Here is a 20,548-nt window from a genome sequence, read left to right as displayed (position 1 = left end):
CGGCCTCGTAGAGTCGTGCCGACCCGCCACAGGAAGGTCTCCCGTGCCCGCCCCGTCCAAGCCGTCCCCGCCGCCGGCGTCCACGCCGCCCCCACCCTCCTCGGCGCCCCTGGCGGCGCTGAGCGTCCCCCGCCCCGCGCCGCCGCGCCGCGACCACCTGCCGCTGGGCGAGCCGCCCGGTGCGCCCGACCGGATCGCGGTGACCGCGACGCACCTGGAGCGCGGCGGGCGGCCCTGGTTCCCGGTCTCCGGCGAGGTGCACTACGCGCGGCTGCCCCGGCACCGCTGGGACGAGGTGCTGGCCCACGCCCGCGCCGGCGGCCTGAACGCGGTGGCCTGCTACGTGTTCTGGCAGGCGCACGAGCCCGAGCCCGGGCGATTCCGCTGGGAGGGGAACCTGGACCTGCGCGCGTTCGTGGAGCGGGCCGCCGCGCACGGGCTCGACGTCGTCGTGCGGCTCGGCCCCTGGGCGCACGGTGAGGCCCGCCTGGGCGGGTTCCCCGACTGGCTGGGGGCCGCCGACGTGGTCACCCGCACCGACGACCCCGGCTACCTGCGGCTCGTGCGCCGGCTCTACGGCGAGATCGCCGCGCAGCTGACCGGGCTGAACCACGCCGAGGGTGGGCCGGTCGTCGGCGTCCAGGTGGACAACGAGCTGTACGACCAGCCCGGGCACCTCGCCACCCTGCGCGCGCTGGCCGAGGACGCCGGGCTGCGCGTCCCGCTGTGGACCGCGACCGGCTGGGGCGGCGCCCAGGTGCCCGACACGCTGCTGCCCGTGTTCGGCGGCTACGCCGACGGGTTCTGGGAGGAGGCGGACACCGACTGGCCCGACTGGGCGGCGGTGCACTTCCGGCCCAGCGCGGTGCGCGACGACCTGGGCGTCGGCGCGGACGTCCGCGCCGCCCTCGGCGACGGGCCCGCCGGGCGGGACGGCGTCCGGCTGCAGAAGGCGGACGCGGTGCCCTTCGCGACCTGCGAGCTCGGCGGCGGCATGCACGTCGCCTACCACCGGCGCCCGCTCGTCACCCCCGAGGACGTGGCCGCGCTGACGCTGGCGAAGATCGCCTCCGGCTCGGCGTGGCAGGGCTACTACATGTACGCCGGCGGCACGCAGCGCGTCGGGCCGCACGGCACCGAGCAGGAGTCGCAGGCCACGGGCTACCCCAACGACGTCCCGACCCGCAGCTACGACTTCCACGCCCCGATCGGCGAGTTCGGACAGCTCCGGCCCCACTTCCACCTGCTGCGGCGCCAGCACCTGTTCCTGGCGGCCGACCCCGACCTCGCCGCCATGCCGGCCACGATCGGGCCGGACGAGGGCGCCGACCTGCGCTGGTCGGTGCGCTCGGACGGGCGGCGCGGCCACCTGTTCTGGACCACGCACCAGCCCGCCCGGCACGCCCTGCCGGGGGTGCCCGTCGCCCAGGTGCAGGTGGCCTTCGACGACGCCGTCATCGCCGTGCCGAGCCGCCCCCTCCACCTGCCCGCGGGCGTGGCGGTCGCGTGGCCGCTGCGGCTGCCGCTCGCCCCGGGCGTGACGCTGCGCAGCGCTACGGCGCAGCTGCTGGCCCGGGTGAGCGACGCCGAGGGCGACCTGGTCGTCCTGGGGGCGACCGACGGCGTCCCGGTGGAGGTGGTGCTCGAGGGCGACGTGCCCGTGCAGGGGGCGGCGTCCCGGCCCGCCGACGGCGCGACCGTCGTGGAGCCCGAGCCCGGCCCCGCGTGCCTGCTCGGCCTGCCCGGGGTGCGTGTGCTCGTGCTGGACCAGGCCTCGGCGGACCGGCTCTGGCTGCTGCCGCTCGCCGGCGCGCCGACGCTGCTGCTGGCCGACGCCGCCCTCTCGGTGCGCGACGGCGCGCTCGTCGTGCGCACCGAGGCCCCGACGACGCGGCTGTCGGTGTGGGGCGGCCGGCGCCTGCAGGGCCCGGGCCTGCGCGCCGCGACCGGCCCCGCCGGGTGGTGGAGCGGGGAACTCGCCACCGCCGCCGGGACGCGACGCCTGGCCGCCGACCTGGCACCGGACGCCCGCGCCCCGCTCCCCCGGGTCGGCGGGCCGGCCGCCCGGCTGAGCGCCCCGACGGACGCCTCGGGCGCCGCCCGCGTCCCGGTGGCTGTCCCCGACGTCGCGCCGGGGGCGGACCGGGTGCTGCTGCGGGTGAGGTGGAGCGGCGACGTCGGGCGCGCCCTACTCGGCGAGGAGGTGCTCAGCGACCACTTCTGGCACGGCCGGGTCTGGGACGTCGACCTGAGCGACCACCTGGACGCCGCCCGCCGCGACGGCCTCACCCTGGAGTTGCTGCCCTGGCGCGCCGCGACGGGCGTCTGGGTCGACCCGAGCGTCCGCGGGGTGCCCGACGGCGTCCGGGTCGCCGCGATCGACCTGGTCACCGTCACCCGGACCGAACTCCGGGTGGCGCCGTGACCGCGACCTACCGCTACCTGTGGCCGTCGGAGCTGGACGGGGACGCCCTCACGCTCGCGACGAGCGGCGGCAGCGACGCCGACGGCCCGGCCGAACACCCGCACTTCTTCTCGGGTTTCGTGGCCCGTCCCGACGTGGTGGCCGCCGGGTTGCTGGCGCTGGCGCGGGTCGCCCGGACCCGGTTCTACGTGCCCCCGAACGCCCAGGCCGCGGTGCTGCGGGCCGCCGACCCCGTGGTCACCTCGACCCCGGAGGGGCTGCGACTGGAGTCGTTCAGCGCCTGCTGCGGCGTGTACGCGCGGCTCGACGTGGCGGCGTCCGCGCTCGACGCCGAGCGCGTGGCCGCGGGCGTCACCAACGTCGACGTGAACCCGCCGCTGCGCCAGGCGCTGGCCGGGCTGCGCGCCCGCGAACCGCTCCACCTGGACGTGGGCACCGACGGGCTGCGGGCCACGACCCTCGACGGCGCGGTGGTCGAGGAGAGGGTGCCGCTGCCGACGCGCTGGCTCAAGGGCTTCGCCGAGACCCAGGCGCTGAGCGCCGGCATGGCGCTGCGCCACGAGCTGGACGCCGACGCGGCACGGGCGTTCGTGCGCGGGCTGCCCCGCTCCTCGACGACGCGCACCGTCCTGTGGGCGACGCGCGCGTCCCGCGGGCTGCGGCTGGCGTCGCGGCCCACGGCCGGCGCCGTCGCGGTGGCGGGCCCCGAGCGGCTGCGCGTCCTGGAGCCGATCCTGCGGCACGCGACCGGGCTGCGCGCCTTCGCCCCCGACGTGTCGGCCGGCTCGCCGCCCTCGGCGTCCGGGTGGGTCCTGGGGCTGCCGGGCGCGACGCTGACGATCGGGCTGAGCCCCGAGAAGACGCGCGGGTTCTCCGGCGAGGGGGCGGTGCTGTCCGCGCTCGCCGGGCCGCACACCGAGCACGACGCCGACCTGGTCTCGGCGCTGCTCGCGTTCGACCCGCGCATCGACCCCGCCAAGCTCGGCGCCGGGTCGGGGCTGCCCGCCGAGCGCGTGGCGGGGGCGCTGGCGCTGCTCGCCACCTCGGGGCAGGTCGGCTACGACCTGGACGCAGGCGCCTGGTTCCACCGGCCGCTGCCCTACCTCCCCACCGCCCTCACGGCGCTGCACCCCCGCCTGGCGGACGCCCACGCCCTCGCGGAGGCGGGCGCGGTCGAGGTGACAGACGGGATCGCGCTGGTCCGCTCCGGCGCCGCGACCCACGAGGTGCGCCTGGCCGACGACCGCTGCACCTGCCCGTGGTACGCGCAGTACCGCGGCACCCGGGGCCCCTGCAAGCACGTCCTCGTCGCCCACCTCGCCGCGGAGGCACCATGACCGATCTCGCCGCCCGCCGCTCGCTGCTCAAGCGCGGCGCCACCGGCACCGGCCCCGACACCCTCCCCGCGCTGGACGCCGCGTTCGACGGCGCCGACGAGGCGGAGCGCGCCGCCCTGGCGCGCACGGTCCCGGCGAGCCGCCTGCTGCGCGCCGAAGGCTGGACGCCGCGGGCCGCGCTCGTCCTGGCCGCGCTGGGGGCGCCCAGGGCCGTCGCCGAGGCGATGGCGAGCTGGGAGGTCCGCCAGTTCCCCGACGCCCGGTCCCAGGCGCTCGCCGACGTGCTGGCCGGCGCGCTGGCCGGGCGCGACGCGGACTGGGGTGCCCGGTTCCTCGACCAACTCGCGCAGGCCGGCGGCGAGCCGCGCATGGCCGTCGCGACGGCGCGCGCCGTGAAGGCCGCGCACGACCTGCGCCCGGAGTCCGCGGACTACCTGGAGTGGTGGCTGTACGCCGAGGTCCCGGCACCCGACGCCCTGCCCGGGCACCTGCGCGCCCACCCCGAGCAGTGGCACGAGTTCTGGGCGCTGTTCCGGGTCGAGCCGCTGGGCGGCGACTGGCGGCTCGTCGACGAGCGGCAGGCGCCGGACTGGGCGGCCGCGGTCGCGGAGCTCGCCGCCGACCCGGCGGTGCGCGCGCGGCTGCTGGACGAGAGCCTCGCGGCCCTGCTGCGCGACTTCGCGCCGCGGGCCGTGACCTGGTACCCCCGCGTCCACCGCGGCCTGGAACCGACCCCGGCCGAGACGATGGCGCGCTGGGGGACGCACGTGGCCGTGCTGGCCGCCGCCCCCAGCGTGGCGGTGGGGCTGGCGCAGGACACCCTGCGCGCCGCCCTGGCCGGGGGTGCCCGCCCCTCGACCGAGCAGGTCGCCGCGCTGCTGGACGCGCCGGTGTTCGAACGCACCGAGAAGAAGCTGCTCGCCGGCCAGGTCGCGCTCCTGGCCGACGTGGTCGCCGCCGCGCCCGAGGCGTCCGGGCCGGTCGGGGAGGTCGTGGCGTCGGTCGTCGGACGGCTGCCCGCGGACGTGGCGCGCCGGGCGTCCGCGCTGCTCCCGGCCGCCGTGGCCGCTCCCGAGCCGCCCCGCGCCTCGACGCCGCCGGTCGACGTGCCGGGGCCGCGCCGCGCCGACCTGCCGCCGCTGCCGTGGGACCCGCCTCCGCTGGAGGGCGAGGCCCTGCGCGACGCGGTGGCGTCGTTCCTGGAGGGCGTCGGCGACGGCACCCTGCTGCCCGGCATGATGGCGGCGCTCGACGGCCTGGACGCCGCCCCGGCCTCCCTCGCCGTCGCCCCGGCGTGGCGCAGCCTGGCCGACCGGGCCCTGGCGGTGGCCGAGGGCGACCTCGACGCCTCCCGGTCCTCGCCGCGGCGCCACCTCGCCGTGCGGCTGCGCGCCTGGCTGGGACTCCCGGTCCCCCACCTCGACTTCCGGGGTTTCCGCCGCCACGTGTTCCTCGCCGACGACGCGCCCGTCCCGCCGGACGCCGAGGTGAGCGAGCGGACCGCGACGACGCACCGGCTCGGGGCCGACGGCACCGAGGAGGTCGTCGAGATCCACACGTTCCGCGCCGGCTACCGGATGATCGCGACCCACGGCCCCGGGGCGCTGCTGGTGGAGGCGCTGCGACCCGGCGTCGTCGAGCAGGTCGCGCTGGCGCCGCTGCCGGCCACCGCCCTGGACTGGGTGCGCGGGCGGCACGCCGTCGGCGAGGGCACCTTCGGCTCGGGCGACCCGACGCCGCCGCGGCTGCTGTACACGGCCCCGGGCTCGGGCGCCGGGCCGCGCGCGTCCTACGCCGACCGGGCGCTGGACACGACCCGCGTGCCGCAGGAGTACGGCCACCGCGTCGAGGAGGCGCGCGAGCAGGACGGCTACGCGCAGCTCGCCCAGTGGGCGGGGGTGCTGTACGCGAACAACCCCGACGTCCTGGCCGCCCACTTCTCCCCGGCGCTGTCCGCCGCCGTGGCGGTGGTGAACGTGCGGGGCGTCCCCGAGGTGTTCGCGGCGCTGGGCGCATCCCGGCGGCTCGTCGGCGGCCCGACGGCGTTCGCGCTCGCGCTGGGGTTGTCGGCCAAGGAAGCCGGCCACCGCGCCGCCACGGCCGAGGCGCTGGCCGCGCTCGCCGAGGCGAACCTGCTGGCCCCGGACGTCCTGGCAGACGAGCTCGCCGCCCTGCTGGCCGACCACGCCATCTACGCCGGCCGGGTGGCCGCCGCGCTCACCGACGCCGCATCGATCGGCGCGCTGGCCGGCCACCGGGTGCTGCAGGTCATCGCCGCGCTGCTGCCCGCGACCGCCGAGGTCAGGGGCGCGGGCACGCTGTACGAGGCGGGGGCGGAGCTCGCGCGCGCCTACGGCAGCCCCGTGCCGACGCCCGCGGAGCTCGCGCGGCGGGCGCGCGGCACGTCCGCGGCGGCCCTGGCCCTGCGCGCGCTGGCCGCGGAGCCGCCGCGCGGCACCCCGCTCGCGGCCGAGGCGGCGCGCCTGGCCGCCGCGTCGCTCGAGACGCCGCCACCGAGTCTCCGGCGGTGACGCCCGCCGCGGCGGTGCGCCCACCACTACGGGGTGAGGGGGCGGGTCGCGGCGGAAACTGTCGGGAGCACCTGTGAGGATCGGTGCATGGACACGTTGACGGTGCTGCTGGCCCTGCTCCTCGGCGTCGCCCTCGGCGCGCTGGGGCGTGGCTGTGGCTGCGGCAGTCGGCCTCCGACTCCGGCGACGGGGCGGGAGTCGAGCGGTTGCGGGCCGACGCCGCCCAGGCCCGCTCGGACGCCGAACGCGCCCGCGCCGAGGCCGCGCAGACCCGCACGGAGCTGGCCGACGCCGGCACCTCGGCCGCGCAGGCGCAGGTCCGCGTCCAGGAGGCGAAGGCCGAGGCGGCGCTGGCCCGGCAGGAGGTCGCCGAGGCCCGGGCGGACGCGCACGCCGCCGCGGCGCTGGCGTCCGAGGCCCGGGCGCGCCTGGCGGGGGCCGAGGCCAGGATCGTCGCCGCCGTCGCGGAGCGGGACGCTGCCGTCGCTCGCGCGGCCGAGGTCGCCGCCGACCGCGACGTGCTGATCAAGGAGTTCAAGCTGCTGAGCGGGCAGGCGCTCGACGAGCAGGGCCGGCGCGCCGACGTGACCGCCGAGCAGCGCCTCAAGGCCACCGAGCAGCTGATGGCGCCGATCAAGGAGAGCCTCGCCGCGTTCAACACCCGGCTGGCCGAGGTCGAGCAGGCGCGGGTCGCGATGGCGACCGAGCTCGCCGGGCAGGTCCGCGCGGTGCAGTTCACCGGCGAGCAGTTGCGCCGCGAGACCAACGCGCTGTCGACGGCGCTGCGCAAGCCGCAGGTCCGCGGCGCGTGGGGCGAGCTGCAACTCCAGCGGGTCGCCGAGCTCGCGGGCATGCTCGAGCACTGCGACTTCGTCCAGCAGGAGACGTCCTCCACCAGCGAGGACCGCGTGATCCGCCCCGACCTGAAGGTGATGCTGACCGAGGGCAAGTTCGTCTACGTCGACTCCAAGGTGCCGCTGTCGGCGTTCCTGGACGCGCAGGAGACCGACGACGAGCGCGAGCGCGAGCGCTACCTCGGGCTGTTCGCCCGCAACGTGAAGGGTCACGTCGACGCGCTGTCGGGCAAGAACTACTGGAAGGCCGACCCCGGCACGCCCGAGTTCGTCGTGATGTTCGTGCCCAACGAGGCGCTCGGGTTCGAGGCGCTGCGGCTCATCCCCGACCTGCACGAGTACGCCAGCGCGCGCGACATCGTGGTGGCCACCCCGACCACGCTGATCGGGCTGCTCCGCTCGGTCGCGTACGGCTGGAAGCAAGCCAAGCTGGCGGCGTCCGCGGCGGAGGTGTCCCAGCTCGGCCGCGAGCTGTACGACCGGCTCGGCACCATGGGGCACAACGTCGACAAGCTGGGCCGGGCGCTGGGCACCGCGGTCAAGGCCTACAACGCGTCGGTGGGCTCGCTGGAGAACCGCGTCCTGGTCACCGCCCGGCGGTTCCGCGACCTCGACGTCACCCAGGCCGAGCTGGCCCCGCTGGGGTCCGTGGAGGAGCCGCTGCGCCAGATCGCCGCCCCCGAGCTCGTCGCGGACGCGACCGACGTGCCCTCCGCGCTCGGGCGCCCGCGCAAGCCCGCCCTCCCCGAGGCCGACGAACTGCGGCGCCACGAGCCGGCCCTGCTGGATCTCATCGACGACGCCCCCGACGATCCAGGCCGCGACCGGGGCACAATGGCCGGGTGAGCCACCTTCCCGCGGGCACCAGCCGCGACCCGTTGCCCGTCACCGTCGCGGACGTCGACGCTGCGAGCGTCCGGCTGGCCGGCGTCATCTCGGAGACGCCGCTGCAGTACAACGAACGGCTGTCGGCCGCCACCGGCGCGGAGATCTGGCTCAAGCGGGAGGACCTGCAACCGGTCCGCTCCTACAAGATCCGGGGCGCCTACAACCTGATCGCGCAGCTCAGCGACGCCGAGCGCGCCGCCGGCGTCATCGCGGCCTCCGCCGGGAACCACGGCCAGGGCGTCGCCATGGCGTGCGCCGCCCTCGGCATCGCGGGCCGGATCTTCGTGCCGTCCACCACGCCGCGGCAGAAGCGCGACCGGATGCGGCACTTCGGGCGCGAGTTCGTGGAGCTCGTCGTCGTGGGCGACTCCTACGACGAGTCCTCGGCGGCCGCGGAGGAGGCCGCGGCGGCGTCCGGGTCGACGATCGTGCCCGCCTTCGACGACGCCCGCACCATCGCGGGCCAGGGCACCGTCGCGAAGGAGACCGTCGAGCAACTGGGCCGCGAGCCCGACCGGATGATCCTGCCCGTCGGCGGGGGCGGCCTGCTGGCCGGCAGCCTGGTGTGGCTCGCCGCGCGCTCACCCCACACCGCGATCACCGCCGTCGAGCCCACCGGCGCCGCCTGCATGGCCGCCGCGATGGACGCCGGCAGGCCCACCAGCCTGGGCCGCATCGACACGTTCGTGGACGGCGCCGCGGTGCGCCGGGCCGGCGACGTCACGTTCGCCATCGCGTCGCGGCACGCGCCGCGGCTGCTGTCGGTCCCCGAGGGCGCCATCTGCTCGGAGATGCTGTCGCTGTACCAGTCCGACGGCATCATCGCCGAGCCGGCGGGCGCCCTGGCGACCGCGTCGCTGCGGCTGGACCCGCCGCGCCGCGGCGAACTCGTCGTCGCGGTGATCTCCGGCGGCAACAACGACGTGTCGCGGTACGCGGAGATCGTGGAGCGGTCGCTGCTGTACGAGGGCCGCAAGCACTACTTCCTGGTCAGCTTCCCCCAGGAGCCGGGGGCGCTGCGCCGCTTCCTCGACGAGGTGCTGGGCCCCGAGGACGACATCACGCACTTCGAGTACGTCAAGCGCAGCAACCGCGACGTCGGCCCCGCCCTGGTCGGCATCGAACTGGGCGACCCCGCCAGCCTGCCCGAGCTGCTCGTCCGGATCGAGCGGAGCCCGATCAAGGCGGAGCCCGTCGACCCCGACAGCCCCTTCTACCGGTTCATGCTCTGATGCAGTTCTACGCCCGCCCGTCGTGGCGCCTGGCCCGGCAGATCGCGGCCGACGCCTTCGTGCTGCTGTGGTGCGTGGCCTGGTGGTTCGCGGGCCGGCTGACCGACGGCGTGATCCGCGCCGTGGCGGAGCCGTCGCGGCAGGCCGCCGGGCTCGCCGAGGACCTGCGCCGGCAGGCCGCGGACGCGGCGAACCAGGCCGCCGGCATCCCCCTGGTCGGGGACGGTCTGCGGCAACCGCTCGACGGGATGGCCGGCACCCTGGGCGACCTGGCCGCCTCCGCGTCCGGGCAGGTGGCGGCGATCGAGCAGACCGCCACCGTCGCGGGCGCGCTGGCCTTCGTGATCCCCGTCGCGATCATCCTGATCCTCTGGGTCCCCCGCCGGCTGGCGTTCGCCCGCCGGGCCGCCGAGGTGCGGGCGCTGGTGGACACCGCCGACGGCACCGACCTGCTGGCGCTGCGCGCGCTGGCCACCCAGCCCATCGACGAACTGCGCAGCATCGGCGCCGACCCGGTGGCCGCCTGGCGCGCGGGCGACCCGCACGCGATGGCCGCCCTGGCCGAACTCGAGCTCGTCCGGGCGGGCGTGCGGCGGCGCCGCCGACCCCGCGCCGCCGTGACGCGCCCCGTCTGAGCCGCCCTCAGCGGGCGACCGCGGCCGCGATCTCCGTCTCCCCGGAGTTGAACCGGATCGTGCGCCCGGCCGTGGTCGGGTTGGCGAGAACGGCGGCGATCACGCCCGCCACGTCGGCCCGGCTCACGCTGCCCGAGGTGGACGCCGCCGCGTCGATCCTGCCCGTGGGCGCCTCCAGGGTCAGCGTGCTCGGGCTGACGACCGTCCACGACAGGTCGCTGGCGCGCAGGTAGGTGTCCGCGGCCGCCTTGGCCTCGGCGTACGGGAAGAACCCGCTGCCCGCTTCGACGCCGTGGTTCAGGTCGGATCCGAAGTAGGACACCATCACGTAGCGCCGCACGCCGGCGTGCTCGGCGGCGTCGATCGAGCGGATGGCCGCGTCCTTGTCCACCGCGTAGGTGCGCTGCGGGTCGCCGCCCCCGGCTCCCGCGGACCACACCACCGCGTGGTGGCCGTGGATCAGGTCGGCCAGGGCATCGGTGCTGAGCGACTCGATGTCGGCGACGATCGGGTTGGCACCCGAGGCCCGGACCGCATCGGCCTGTTCCGGGTTGCGGATGACCGAGTCGACGGTGTCACCGCGCGCGACGAGCAGCGGTGCGAGAAGCAGGGCCACCTTTCCGTGGCCACCCAGAATCAGGACGTCCATCCCGGGAATCTAGCGCCTCAGGCGTTGTCAGGGCGATCACTCGGAGCGGGTCAGGCGGCGCGCCGCGCGCTTCTCCGCCGCGATCCCCCTCGGGGCGGGAGCCCCCGCGGCGGGCGATGACGCGGGCGACGCGCGGGTGCCGGGACAATGGCGGGGTGAAGAAGCGCACGGGACTCCTGTTGGCCGTGATCCTCGGGCTGCTGGGCTACGGCGTCGGCCTGGCCCAGCCGTACGTGCTGCGCACGCCGCTCGTCGTCGGGCAGGACGCCGCCGTCCCCGACGCCCCGGCGCGCGTCCGGCTCGCGGAGGCGGGCGGCCGCGTGCTGGTCGTCGACCCGGCCCAGGGCGACGCGCGGGTCGCGTTCGTGCTCTACCCGGGCGGGCTGGTCCGGCCGCAGGCCTACGAGTGGATCGGGCACGCGCTCGCGGCCCACGGCGTCCGGACGCTCATCCCCGAGATGCCGCTCGACCTCGCGGTCCTGGGCACCGACCGGGCCGAGCGGTTGGCGTCCGAGTTGGCCGGCGGGCTGCCGGTGGTGGTGGGCGGGCATTCGCTCGGCGGGGCGATGGCGGCCTCCTACGCCGCCGCGCACCCGGACGCCGTCGCGGGCCTGGTCCTGCTGGCGGCCTACCCGCCCGACAATGCCGACCTCGTCGACGCCCCGTTCCCGGCCGTGTCGCTGCTGGCCGGCAACGACGGGGTGGCCGATCCCGATCGGGTGCGCGCCGGGGTGGGCAGCCTGCCCGCCGGGACACGGCTGGTGACGGTGCCCGGCGCGGTCCACAGCTTCTTCGGGCGCTACGGCCCGCAGGCCGGCGACGGCGTCCCCGACGTGGATCGCGCCACCGCCGAGGCGCAGATCACCGCCGAACTGGTGCGGTTCTTCGCCCAGGTGCGCTGAGGCCCGCCGGCTCGCCGGGGGTGGTCCTCACGCGGGCAGCCGGAACCGCCAGGCCCGCGTCTCGTAGTGCTCGGTGACGTGGGCGCCGGCGTGCGCGTCGAGGAGGGCGCGCCAACCCGACAGCCGGCGCTGCTGCTCCTGCGCGTCCTGCACGAGGAACGGCGAGTGCGTGGTGTAGCGCTGCAGGAAGTCCTCCGCGGGCACCTCCCGCGTCCACGTCCAGCGCTCCTCGGCCCGGTCGGTGAAGGGCGCCCGGGCGGCGGCGTCCTGCTCGTCGGCCAGGTCGATCCCGCGGGCGGAGTGCTGGATCGCGTCGAACTCGGTCTGCCAGCCGGGGCGGGGACGAACTGGTTCCACGCCATGGCCAGGGTGCCGCCGGGACGCAGCACCCGGGCGGCCTCCGCCGAGGCGGCGTCCGGATCCATCCAGTGCCAGGCCTGCCCCACGACGATCGCGTCCACCGACGCGTCGGGCAACCCTGTGGCCTCCGCGGTACCGGCGACGGCGACCACCCCGGGCAGCCGGGCGGCCAGGACGGCGAGCATGGACGCCGACGGGTCGACCGCCACGACGTCGAGGCCGCGCGCGACCAGGGCGTCGGTGAGGCGTCCGGTGCCGGCGCCGAGGTCGAGGACGACGCGCGCGTCGGCGGGCACCATCCAGTCGACGGTGGGCCCCGGGTAGGACGGGCGCAGCCGGTGGTACTCGGCGCCGGTGCCGGCGAAGGCCGCCGCGCGGCGCCGCATCTCCTCGGTGGACATGACGCCCACGCTAGCGGCGCCGGTACTCCCGCAGAAGGCTCCAGGCCACCCCGGCCAGGCCGACGCCCGCGCCGATCGACAGCGCCCGGTCCGAGGCCGACTCGGCCACCCCGGGCAGGCTGATCACCAGCACGAGCACGAACGCCGCGACCAGCAGCCACAGGCTGAGCGGGTGGCGCCGGGGCGGCTGCGGGGATCGCGGCGGCTCGGGCGCTGTCACGCTCGCGGCCGCCCGCCGAGGACCAGGGCGGGCAGGTCCGCCATGGCCGAGAAGGTCGCCGCCGCGCCCTGGGCCAACAAGGCCTCGGGGAGCTGGTGCGTGGGGCCCTGCGGCGCGAAGCCGAACACGGTGGCGCCGGCGGCCAGCCCCGCCGACACCCCGGCGGCCGAGTCCTCGATCACGGCGCACGCGGCCGGGTCGACCCCGAGCGCCGCCGCGGCGGCCAGGTAGACGTCGGGCGCGGGCTTGGTCAGCACGCACTCCATGCCGCTGAAGATCCGGTCCCCGAACACGTCGGACAGGCCGGCGATGTCGACCTGCATCTGCGTCTTGGCGCGGTCGGCCCCCGAGGCGCACGCCACGCGTCCGCCCAGGGCGTCCGCGATCGCCCTCACCGCGTCGGCGGCGCCGGGGACCGGACGCAGTTCGGCGCGCAGGGCGGCGTCCCGGCGGGCCCGGAAGCCCTCGAGCCACGCCTCGTCGATCCAGACCCCGGTCGCCTCGTGGATGTCGGGGGCGAAGTCGGCGAAGGCGTGCCCGACGAAGCGGGCGATGCCCTCGGCCTCGGTCAGCTCCCAGCCGAGTTCGGCCAGCACCTCGCGCTGGACGCGGTTGGTGATCGGCTCCGAGTCGACCAGGACGCCGTCGCAGTCGAACAGGACCGCCTCGAAGGCGGCCATCAGGCGAGGGGCTGGCGCGTGGCCCAGTCCGCCAACTCGACGCGGGGCCCGGTGAAGAACGGGGTCTCCTCGCGGACGTGGAGCCGGGCCTCGACGGCGCGCTGGGCGCGCATCGCGTCGACGAGCCGGTGCAGTTCGTCGGCCTCGAAGGCCAGCAGCCACTCGTAGTCGCCCAGCGCGAACGCCGAGGTGGTGGAGCCCAGCACGTCGGGGAACTCGCGGGCGGCCATGCCGTGCGTGCGCAGCATGTGGGAGCGCTTGGCCGGGTCCATGTAGTACCACTCGTAGCTGCGGACGAACGGGTACACCGTCAGCCACGGCCGCGGCGCGATCCCGGAGAAGCACGACGGCGTGTGGGCGTTGTTGAACTCGGCGCCGCGGTGGACGCCGACCGCCGACCACACCGGGTCGAGGCGTCCGCCGAGATCGGAGTTCCGCAGCGCGTGGTAGGCGGCCTGGATGCGGGTGGGGTCGTCGGCGAGGAACCAGCCCATCAGGTCGGCGTCCGCGCGGAACCCGCCGACGTCGTACCAGCCGCGCACCGTGACGCCGGCGGCCTCGACGGCCTGCAGGGCGGCCGCGACCTCGTCGCCGCGCTCCTCGTCGGAGGCCGGCAGCGGCACCAGCGTCGAGAACACGGCGTACATCACGTAGTGGGAGCCGGCGTTGACCTCCTCGGGCGCGACGTAGGTGTCGCGCGGGTCGCCGCTGAACGGCGCCCCCTGCACCTTGGCGGGCGGCTGCCCGGCGGGCTGGGCGGTGGGGCGATCGGTCATGCTTCCTCCTGTGGTGAGGTCGGGTCAGGCGGTGGCGTCGGCGCCGCAGGCGGCCGGCTTGGCCTCCCCGGGGCGTCCCGACAGGCAGCAGGTGGCGCCGCAGGACGGCAGCCCGCCGACCTGCCCGGGGCGCGGGTCGGCGATCGCGTCGGCCAGCATCGCGACGAACGCGGGGTGCGTGCCCGCGGTGGCGGCGCGGACGTAGGACTGCCCGACGCGCTGCGCGGTCTCGGCGGCCTGGGTGTCCAGGTCGTAGGCGACCTCCATGTGGTCGCTGATGAAGCCGAAGGGGACGGTGACCACCGACGTGGTGCCCGCCGCGGCGAGTTCCTCCATGCGGTCGTTGACGTCCGGCTCGAGCCACGGGATGTGCGGGGCGCCCGAGCGGCTGCAGTAGGCGATCTCCCACCGGTCCTCGGGCAGGCCCACCGCGGCGGCGATCGCGGCCGCGACGCGCTGGTGCTGCCGTTCGTAGGTGTTGCCCTCACCCGGGCCGGACGCCGCGTTCATCGCGGTGGGGATCGAGTGCGTCACGAAGATGACGCGCGGCTCGCCCTGGGCCTGCGCGAGCGCGGCGCGCAGCGCGTCGGCGTTGGCGGTGACGAAGCCGTCGGTCTCGGCGAACGGCCCGATCTTGTCCAGCTCGAGTTCCACCCCGGTCGCGGCGAGGGCGGCGGCGATGTCCTCGCGGTACTGCCGGCACGAGGAGTAGGACGCGTACGCCGAGGTCGCCAGCGCCAGGACGCGGCGGGCGCCGCCGGCGGCCAGCTCGGTGAAGGTGTCGGCGACGTACGGCGTCCAGTTCCGGTTGCCGATCACGATCGGGACGTCGATGCCGCGCTCGGCCAGGGCGGCCCGCAGCGCCTCGACGAGGGCCTCGTTCTGGCCGTTGATCGGCGACGCCCCGCCGAACAGGGCGTAGTGACCCGACACCTCGACGAGCCGTTCGTCCGGGATGCCGCGGCCGCGCGTCGCGTTCCGCATGAACGGCAGCACGTCCTCCGGCCCCCGCGGGCCGCCGTAGGACAACACGCAGATCGCGTCGTGGTCGAAGCTCACATCGCCTCCAGCTCGGGGCGTGCGCCGAGGTCGGACAGGCGCAGGCCGGTGATCGGACAGGTGTCGCAGTCGAGGGTGTCGGGCGGCACGGCCGCGTCCACGTCGCGCTCGTCGGCGCCGCCGACCTCGAGGTTCGCCAGCAGGGGCTGGACGGCCGGCTCGATGCCCCACAGCTCCGACAGCGCCGACAGGTACTCCTCGGCGCGCCCCTCCTGGGCGGCCTTGCGGGCCCGGACGCTGGGCACGTGGACCAGGCGGGCGGCCAGCCGCCGCAGGGCGTGTGCCGCCTCCTCGCCGGTGACGGGTCGGCCCTGGGGCAGGCGGGCGACCTCGTCGGCCACCATCGCGTTCACGGTGTCGCGCAGGGCGATGACGGCGGGGTCCATCTCGCGTCCCTTCAGGCGGGTGACCAGGTCCTTGACGCCCTCGTCCACCAGGTTGCGCGCCCGGCCGACCTCGCGGCGGGACGCCTCGGGGACGTGGCGCTGGATGGTGGGCAGATCGACCAACAGGACGCCGGGCAGCCGTCCGGCGGCGGGGTCGACGTCGCGGGCGACGGCCAGGTCGAGCACCGCGAGCGGGGCGGCGCGGCCGTCGGTCGCCTCGGCGAGCAGCGGCGCGGTCAGCACCGGACGCCCCAGCCCGCGGCAGGTGAGCACCACGTCGGTGTCGCGCAGGGCCTCGACCAGGGACGCCGACGCGGCGCGGGTGCCGGGGTGGGAGGCCGCGAACGCGGCGGCGCGTCCGGAGGAGGAGTGCACGGCGATGTCGGCGCAGCCCCGCTCGCGCAGCGCGGCGACGACCGCCCCGGCGTAGGCGCCCGTCCCGACCAGCAGAACGCGGGTCGCGGGCCACTCGCGCGCGATCATGTCGAGGCCCACGGCGACGACCGAGCGGCCGGTGGTGGCCAGCCGCGTCAGGTGGGCCACCTTGCGGGAGGTGCGCAGTGCCTGCTCGATCGTCTCGGTGAGCAGCCCCGAGGAGGTGCCGTCGCGGTGCGCGGCCTTCAGCGCGCGCCGCAACTGGCCGGCGATCTCGCGCTCGCCCACAACCATCGAATCCAGGCCGGCGCCGACGTCGAACAGGTGGCGCAGCGCGTCGGCGTCCTCGCGGACGGCGAGCGGGCCCTCGTGCGGCTCGGCGTCCCCCAGGGCGGCGCGGACGCGGCCGGCCACGTGATCGGCCGGCGCGTCGGCGTCCACGTAGACCTCGACGCGGTTGCAGGTGGCCAGGACGACCGCCCCGCGGACCGCGTCGTCGGCGAGCAGCCTGCGCCCGAGGCCGGCGACCTGCGGGGTGACCGCCTCGACCGCGGCCAGGCCGTGCTCGGCGTGATGGACGGAGATCAGGTGCAACGTCATGACGGTCCCATTCAACCATCCGCGGCCGTCACCGGCCGAATCCCAGCCACCCGCCGGAACATCGCCGGACGCTGTTCGCGGTCGCCCCGGCGCCGGGACAGGCCGCCACGCCCGGGCCGGGCGTAACCTGCCGGGATCACCGCGCACAGGCCCGGCGCGGCAGCGGGATCGTGGGGTCGGCGCGGTCGGGCGGCGACACCGACGAAGGGGGTGGGGGATGGCACCGGACGCGTGGAGGGGCCCCGTCGTGGTCCTGCTGAACGGCGCGCCCGGTTCGGGCAAGACGACGGTGGCGGCTGTGCTGGCCCGGGGCGTCCCCGGCATGCTCCACCTCGACGTGGACGAGGTGCGCTCGCACGTGCCCGGCTGGCGGGAGGATCCGGGTGCGGCGGGGCTGCGGGCACGCGCGCTGGTCACGGCGACCGTGCTGGAGCGCGCGGCCGCCGGGCGTTCCACCGTGATCTCCCAGCTCGCGGCCGAGCGCACGTTCCCCGACGGGTTGGCGTGGGCGGCGGAGTCGGCCCGCGCCCGCTTCGTCCATGTGGTGCTCGACGTCGCCCCAGCCCTGGGCAGCGCGCGGGCGTCCGTGCGCGCCGCCGACGCGGTCGAGGGCGACCCGGACGCCCTGGACGCCCGCACGGTGCGCGCCTACCGGGAGCGGCTCGACCTCGCGTTCCCCACCGTGCCGCGCGTCGACGCCTCGGCCGACCTGCCCGCCGTCGTCGCCGCGGTGGCGGCCGCCGCCGGGCTGCGGCTGACCCGCTGAGCGGACTCCGCCGCCCAGCGCACGCCCTAGAATCAGGGGGTGACCTCCTCCTCCTCGACGCCCCCGCTCCTGCGCGCCCTGAACGGGGAGCGCCCCGACACCCCGCCGGTGTGGTTCATGCGGCAGGCGGGCCGGTCCCTTCCGGAGTACAAGCGCGTCCGCGAGGGCACGACGATGCTCGAGTCGTGCCTGATCCCCGAGCTCGCCGCCGAGATCACGCTGCAGCCGGTGCGCCGCCACCGCGTGGACGCGGCGATCTTCTTCTCCGACATCATGGTCCCGCTCAAGCTGGCCGGGGTGGACGTCGAGATCGCGCCCGGCGTCGGGCCCGTCATCGACTCCCCGGTGCGGTCGGCCGCCGACGTGCGGCGCCTGGCCGAGCGCGACCTGGGCGACACCCCCGCCATCGCGGCGGCGATCGGGATCATCCGCGACGAGCTCGCCGGGACGCCGTCGGGCGACGCCTCCTGGACGCCGCTGATCGGCTTCGCCGGCGCCCCGTTCACCCTCGCGGCCTACCTCGTCGAGGGCCGGCCGAGCCGCGACCACCTCGCCGCCCGCGCCATGATGCACGCCGACCCGGACGCCTGGTCCGACCTGCTCGCCTGGTGCGCGCGGATCTCCGGGGAGTTCCTCACCGTCCAGGTGGACGCCGGCGCCTCGGCGATCCAGCTGTTCGACTCCTGGGCCGGCTCGCTGTCGCTGGCCGACTACACCGCCTCCGTGGCGCCCTGGTCCCGCCGGGCGCTGGACGCCGTGGCGGGCCGCGTGCCGCGCATCCACTTCGGCACCGGCACCGGCCATCTGCTCGAGGAACTCGCCGTCGGCGCCGACGCGGTGGGCATCGACTACCGCACCCCGCTGGACGAGGCCGCCCGCCGCCTGCCCGGCGTCCCGCTGCAGGGCAACATCGACCCCGCCTTCCTGGCCGCCGGCTGGGCCCCGCTGGAGGCGCACACCCTGGACGTGCTGGCCCGCGGCGCGCACGCGCCCGGCCACGTGGTCAACCTCGGCCACGGCGTCCCCCCGACCACCGACCCCGGCGTCCTGACGGCGCTGGTGGAACGGATCCACCAGGCATGACGCACCGCGAGGCCATCGTCGTCGGCGGCGGCGTGGGGGGCCTGCAGGCGGCCCACACGTTCGCCCGGGCCGGGCTGGCTCCCCTGCTGCTGGAGTCCCGCGGCACGCCCGGCGGGCTGGTCTTCGGTGCCCCCGTCGGCGGGGTGTGGGTCGACCTGGGTGCCGAATCGTTCGCCAAGCGCTCCCGCGAGGTCGCCGGCCTCTGCGCCGACCTCGGCCTCGAGGTGGTCGACCCGGCCGGCGGCTCGTGGGTCTGGTCGCACCGGCGGCGTCCGGGCGCGGACCCGAGCGAACCGGCGGGGCACGCCATCGCGATCCCGCACGGCGTGCTGGGGATCCCGACCGACCTGGACGACCCCATCGTCGCCGCGCTGCTGTCGCCGGCCGGGCTCGCCCGCGCCCGCCAGGACCTGACGATGGGCCCCGAGCCGGGCGCGGACGCCGAGGACCTCGCGGCGCTGGTCACGGCCCGGTTGGGCGAGGAGGTGCTGGACCGGCTCGTCGACCCGATCGCGGGCGGCGTCCACTCGGCCCACCCCTCCCGGCTCGCGGTCGACGTCGTCTCTCCCGGGCTGCGCGCGGCGCTGGCCCGGGAGGGCTCGCTGGTGCGCGCGGCCGCCGCGGTTCGCGCCGCCGCGCCCGCCGGCGCCGTCGTGTCGGCCGCCTCCGGCGGCATGTTCACCCTGCCCCGCGCCCTGGCGACCCGGATCGGCGAGCTGGGCGGCGAGGTCGCCACCCGGCGCGTCGTGACCGCGATCGCCCGCGACGGGGACCGGTGGCGCGTGACGCACCACGCCGCCGGCCGCGCCGCCGACCCCGCCGCGCCGCCGGTCGCCACCGGCGAGACCACCGTCGACACCACGTCCCGCCTCGTCATCGCGCTGGACGGCCGCGCGGCGCTCGACCTCCTCCGCACCGTCGAGGGCCTGGACATCGGCGACTGGGAACTCCCCCGCGGCGCCGACCTGGCCCAGGTCTGCATCAGCCTGGCCGAGCCCCGCCTCGACGCCGGGCCGCGCGGCTCGGGCCTGCTCGTCACCCCGCTCGCCGAGGGCGAGACCCGCCGGGTCGCCTGCAAGGCCATCACCCACTACTCGCTCAAATGGCCCGCGGTCGTCGCCGGGTCGGGGCTGCACGTCCTGCGCGTCAGCTACGGCCGCGCGGGCGTCCCGACGCCCGAGCCGACGCTGGCCGACGCCCTCGCCGATGCGTCCGTGCTGCTGGGCGTGGACCTGCGCGAGCAGGACGTCGCGGGGCACGCGGTCGTGCACTTCCCCAACTCGCTGCCGCCGCAGACCCCCGAGCACCGCGCCCGCGTCGCCGCGCTCGCCGCGTCCCTGGCCGATCATCCCGGCCTGGCCGTCACCGGCGCCTGGTTCGCCGGCACCGGGCTGGCCGCCGTCATCCCGCACGCCACCGCCGTCGCACAGGAGCTGTCATGACGTGGAAGCTGGGCACCCGCGGCTCGGAACTGGCCCGCACCCAGTCCGGGCACGTCGCCGACGCGCTGCGCGCCGCCGGGCACGACGTCGAGCTGGTCACCATCCGCTCCGAGGGCGACGTCACCACCGGCTCGCTGCTGGACGCCGGCGGCCTGGGCCTGTTCGCCGCCGCCCTGCGGGTCGCCCTGCTGGAGGGCCGCGTCGACCTGGTGGTGCACTCGCTGAAGGACCTCCCCACCGCCGCCGTCCCGGGTCTGGCGATCGGCGCCATCCCGGCCCGCGCGCCGCACGCCGACGCCCTGTGCGCCCGCGACGGGCTGCGGCTGGCCGACCTGCCCGCAGGGGCGAGGGTCGGCACCGGGTCGCCGCGCCGGGCCGCCCAGGTGCGCGCGCTGCGCCCCGACCTCGGCGTGGTCGAGATCCGCGGCAACGTCGGCACCCGCCTGGCCCGCGCGCTCGGCCCGGACGCCGACCTGGACGCCGTCGTGCTGGCCGCCGCCGGCCTGGAGCGCCTGGGCCGCGGCGACGCGATCAGCGATCTCCTGCCGCTGCTGCCCGCGCCAGGGCAGGGTGCGCTGGCCGTGGAGTGCCGCAGCGAGGACGCCGCCGTGCTGGCCGCGCTGGCGTCCCTGGACGACCCCGACACCCGCGCCGCCGTCGAGGCCGAGCGCGCCGTGCTCGCCCGGCTGGGCGCCGGCTGCGCCGCCCCGGTCGGCGCGTCCGCGTCCGTCGCCGGCGGCGTCCTGACCCTGCGGGCCGCAGTGTTCAGCGCCGATGGCACCCGCTTCGTCGAGGCGTCCGCGTCGGCCGACTCCCACGCGCCCGACGCGGCGCTCGGCGTCCGAGTGGCCGAGGCCCTGCTGGCGCGCGGCGCGGCCGAGGTGACGCCGCTGGGCGCCGACCGGCCCTCGGAGCTGGCCGACTTCCACACCGACACCGCGCTGTGG

General features: G+C 77.0%; 17 protein-coding genes and 2 pseudogenes. 11 read left to right on the top strand and 8 right to left on the bottom strand.

Annotated features, from left to right (window positions below; genetic code table 11):
- The first annotated feature begins 43 nt into the window (after nt 1–43).
- The 6 genes from G7070_RS11505 (at nt 44) to G7070_RS11480 (ending at nt 9,902) form a co-directional block, all read left to right on the top strand.
- Nucleotides 44–2,425 (top strand): beta-galactosidase, encoded by a 2,382-nt coding sequence (locus G7070_RS11505; RefSeq protein ID WP_166233861.1) that lies wholly within the window; start codon nt 44–46, stop codon nt 2,423–2,425.
- Nucleotides 2,422–3,762: an SWIM zinc finger family protein gene (locus G7070_RS11500; RefSeq protein ID WP_166233860.1), complete on the top strand. Its 1,341-nt coding sequence runs from the start codon at nt 2,422–2,424 to the stop codon at nt 3,760–3,762. Before G7070_RS11505 ends, G7070_RS11500 begins: the two co-directional genes overlap by 4 nt.
- The gene (locus tag G7070_RS11495) at nt 3,759–6,293 is read left to right on the top strand and encodes a DUF6493 family protein (protein WP_166233859.1); all 2,535 of its coding nucleotides are present in this window, start codon (nt 3,759–3,761) and stop codon (nt 6,291–6,293) included. Before G7070_RS11500 ends, G7070_RS11495 begins: the two co-directional genes overlap by 4 nt.
- Before the next feature lie 206 nt (nt 6,294–6,499).
- Nucleotides 6,500–7,993, top strand: coding sequence for a DNA recombination protein RmuC (locus G7070_RS11490; RefSeq protein WP_246227043.1), 1,494 nt, complete (start codon nt 6,500–6,502; stop codon nt 7,991–7,993).
- Nucleotides 7,990–9,267, top strand: a complete 1,278-nt coding sequence (ilvA, locus tag G7070_RS11485; RefSeq protein ID WP_246227041.1) for a threonine ammonia-lyase IlvA — start codon at nt 7,990–7,992, stop codon at nt 9,265–9,267. Before G7070_RS11490 ends, ilvA begins: the two co-directional genes overlap by 4 nt.
- The gene (locus G7070_RS11480) at nt 9,267–9,902 is read left to right on the top strand and encodes a hypothetical protein (RefSeq protein WP_166233858.1); all 636 of its coding nucleotides are present in this window, start codon (nt 9,267–9,269) and stop codon (nt 9,900–9,902) included. Before ilvA ends, G7070_RS11480 begins: the two co-directional genes overlap by 1 nt.
- Nucleotides 9,903–9,909: 7 nt before the next feature.
- On the opposite strand, the gene G7070_RS11475 is transcribed toward G7070_RS11480, so the two are convergent.
- Entirely contained in the window at nt 9,910–10,551 is a 642-nt protein-coding gene (locus G7070_RS11475) for an SDR family oxidoreductase (protein ID WP_166233857.1), read from the bottom strand.
- A 155-nt stretch (nt 10,552–10,706) separates the two neighbouring features.
- Here G7070_RS11475 and G7070_RS11470 point away from each other — a divergent pair, with 155 nt between their 5' ends.
- Nucleotides 10,707–11,453: an alpha/beta fold hydrolase gene (locus tag G7070_RS11470; protein ID WP_284690934.1), complete on the top strand. Its 747-nt coding sequence runs from the start codon at nt 10,707–10,709 to the stop codon at nt 11,451–11,453.
- A gap of 27 nt (nt 11,454–11,480) precedes the next feature.
- Here G7070_RS11470 and G7070_RS18760 read toward each other — a convergent pair whose 3' ends face one another.
- The 7 genes and pseudogenes from G7070_RS18760 to G7070_RS11440 all read right to left on the bottom strand — a co-directional run bounded on the left by G7070_RS18760 (nt 11,481) and on the right by G7070_RS11440 (nt 16,310).
- A complete protein-coding gene (locus G7070_RS18760; RefSeq protein WP_166230689.1) occupies nt 11,481–11,810 on the bottom strand; it encodes a hypothetical protein in 330 nt (109 codons plus the stop codon).
- Nucleotides 11,811–11,827: 17 nt separating this feature from the next.
- Nucleotides 11,828–12,112 (bottom strand): annotated as a pseudogene (locus G7070_RS19595) (class I SAM-dependent methyltransferase); the annotation flags it as partial.
- 112 nt (nt 12,113–12,224) lie between these two features.
- The gene (locus G7070_RS11455; protein WP_166233855.1) at nt 12,225–12,434 is read right to left on the bottom strand and encodes a hypothetical protein; all 210 of its coding nucleotides are present in this window, start codon (nt 12,432–12,434) and stop codon (nt 12,225–12,227) included.
- Complete coding sequence (locus G7070_RS11450) at nt 12,431–13,114, bottom strand: HAD family hydrolase (protein ID WP_166233854.1); 684 nt, start codon at nt 13,112–13,114, stop codon at nt 12,431–12,433. The genes G7070_RS11455 and G7070_RS11450 overlap by 4 nt, the downstream gene beginning before the upstream one ends.
- A complete protein-coding gene (gene hemQ / locus G7070_RS19920) occupies nt 13,114–13,890 on the bottom strand; it encodes a hydrogen peroxide-dependent heme synthase (RefSeq protein ID WP_246227039.1) in 777 nt (258 codons plus the stop codon). Before hemQ ends, G7070_RS11450 begins: the two co-directional genes overlap by 1 nt.
- A 24-nt stretch (nt 13,891–13,914) precedes the next feature.
- Nucleotides 13,915–14,949: a ferrochelatase gene (hemH, locus tag G7070_RS19915; protein ID WP_246227038.1), complete on the bottom strand. Its 1,035-nt coding sequence runs from the start codon at nt 14,947–14,949 to the stop codon at nt 13,915–13,917.
- The gene (locus G7070_RS11440; RefSeq protein ID WP_166233853.1) at nt 14,946–16,310 is read right to left on the bottom strand and encodes a glutamyl-tRNA reductase; all 1,365 of its coding nucleotides are present in this window, start codon (nt 16,308–16,310) and stop codon (nt 14,946–14,948) included. Before G7070_RS11440 ends, hemH begins: the two co-directional genes overlap by 4 nt.
- Nucleotides 16,311–16,557: 247 nt before the next feature.
- On the opposite strand from G7070_RS11440, the gene G7070_RS11435 reads away from it, so the two are divergent.
- The 4 genes and pseudogenes from G7070_RS11435 to hemC form a co-directional block, all read left to right on the top strand.
- Nucleotides 16,558–17,076 (top strand): P-loop nucleotide/nucleoside kinase family protein, encoded by a 519-nt coding sequence (locus G7070_RS11435; protein ID WP_166233852.1) that lies wholly within the window; start codon nt 16,558–16,560, stop codon nt 17,074–17,076.
- A 39-nt stretch (nt 17,077–17,115) separates the two neighbouring features.
- Complete coding sequence (gene hemE / locus G7070_RS11430; RefSeq protein ID WP_166233851.1) at nt 17,116–18,159, top strand: uroporphyrinogen decarboxylase; 1,044 nt, start codon at nt 17,116–17,118, stop codon at nt 18,157–18,159.
- A complete protein-coding gene (locus G7070_RS11425) occupies nt 18,156–19,601 on the top strand; it encodes a protoporphyrinogen/coproporphyrinogen oxidase (RefSeq protein ID WP_166233850.1) in 1,446 nt (481 codons plus the stop codon). Before hemE ends, G7070_RS11425 begins: the two co-directional genes overlap by 4 nt.
- Nucleotides 19,598–20,515 (top strand): annotated as a pseudogene (gene hemC, locus G7070_RS18745) (hydroxymethylbilane synthase); the annotation flags it as partial. The gene G7070_RS11425 and the pseudogene hemC, both read left to right, overlap by 4 nt.
- Nucleotides 20,516–20,548: the final 33 nt, after the last annotated feature.

Source organism: Propioniciclava coleopterorum (assembly GCF_011393335.1).
GTDB classification, from domain to species: domain Bacteria; phylum Actinomycetota; class Actinomycetes; order Propionibacteriales; family Propionibacteriaceae; genus Propioniciclava; species Propioniciclava coleopterorum.
Note: the sequence above shows the minus strand (reverse complement) of the source record. Positions and strands in the feature narration are given on the sequence as shown.

Bases quoted from the DNA above. Each gene is read 5' to 3' on its own strand.
- G7070_RS11475 (WP_166233857.1), bottom strand. From the start codon at position 10,551: ATGGACGTCCTGATTCTGGGTGGCCACGGAAAGGTGGCCCTGCTTCTC.
- G7070_RS11450 (WP_166233854.1), bottom strand. From the start codon at position 13,114: ATGGCCGCCTTCGAGGCGGTCCTGTTCGACTGCGACGGCGTCCTGGTC.
- G7070_RS11495 (WP_166233859.1), top strand. From the start codon at position 3,759: ATGACCGATCTCGCCGCCCGCCGCTCGCTGCTCAAGCGCGGCGCCACC.
- G7070_RS11425 (WP_166233850.1), top strand. From the start codon at position 18,156: ATGACGCACCGCGAGGCCATCGTCGTCGGCGGCGGCGTGGGGGGCCTG.
- G7070_RS11480 (WP_166233858.1), top strand. From the start codon at position 9,267: ATGCAGTTCTACGCCCGCCCGTCGTGGCGCCTGGCCCGGCAGATCGCG.
- G7070_RS11440 (WP_166233853.1), bottom strand. From the start codon at position 16,310: ATGACGTTGCACCTGATCTCCGTCCATCACGCCGAGCACGGCCTGGCC.
- hemQ (WP_246227039.1), bottom strand. From the start codon at position 13,890: ATGACCGATCGCCCCACCGCCCAGCCCGCCGGGCAGCCGCCCGCCAAG.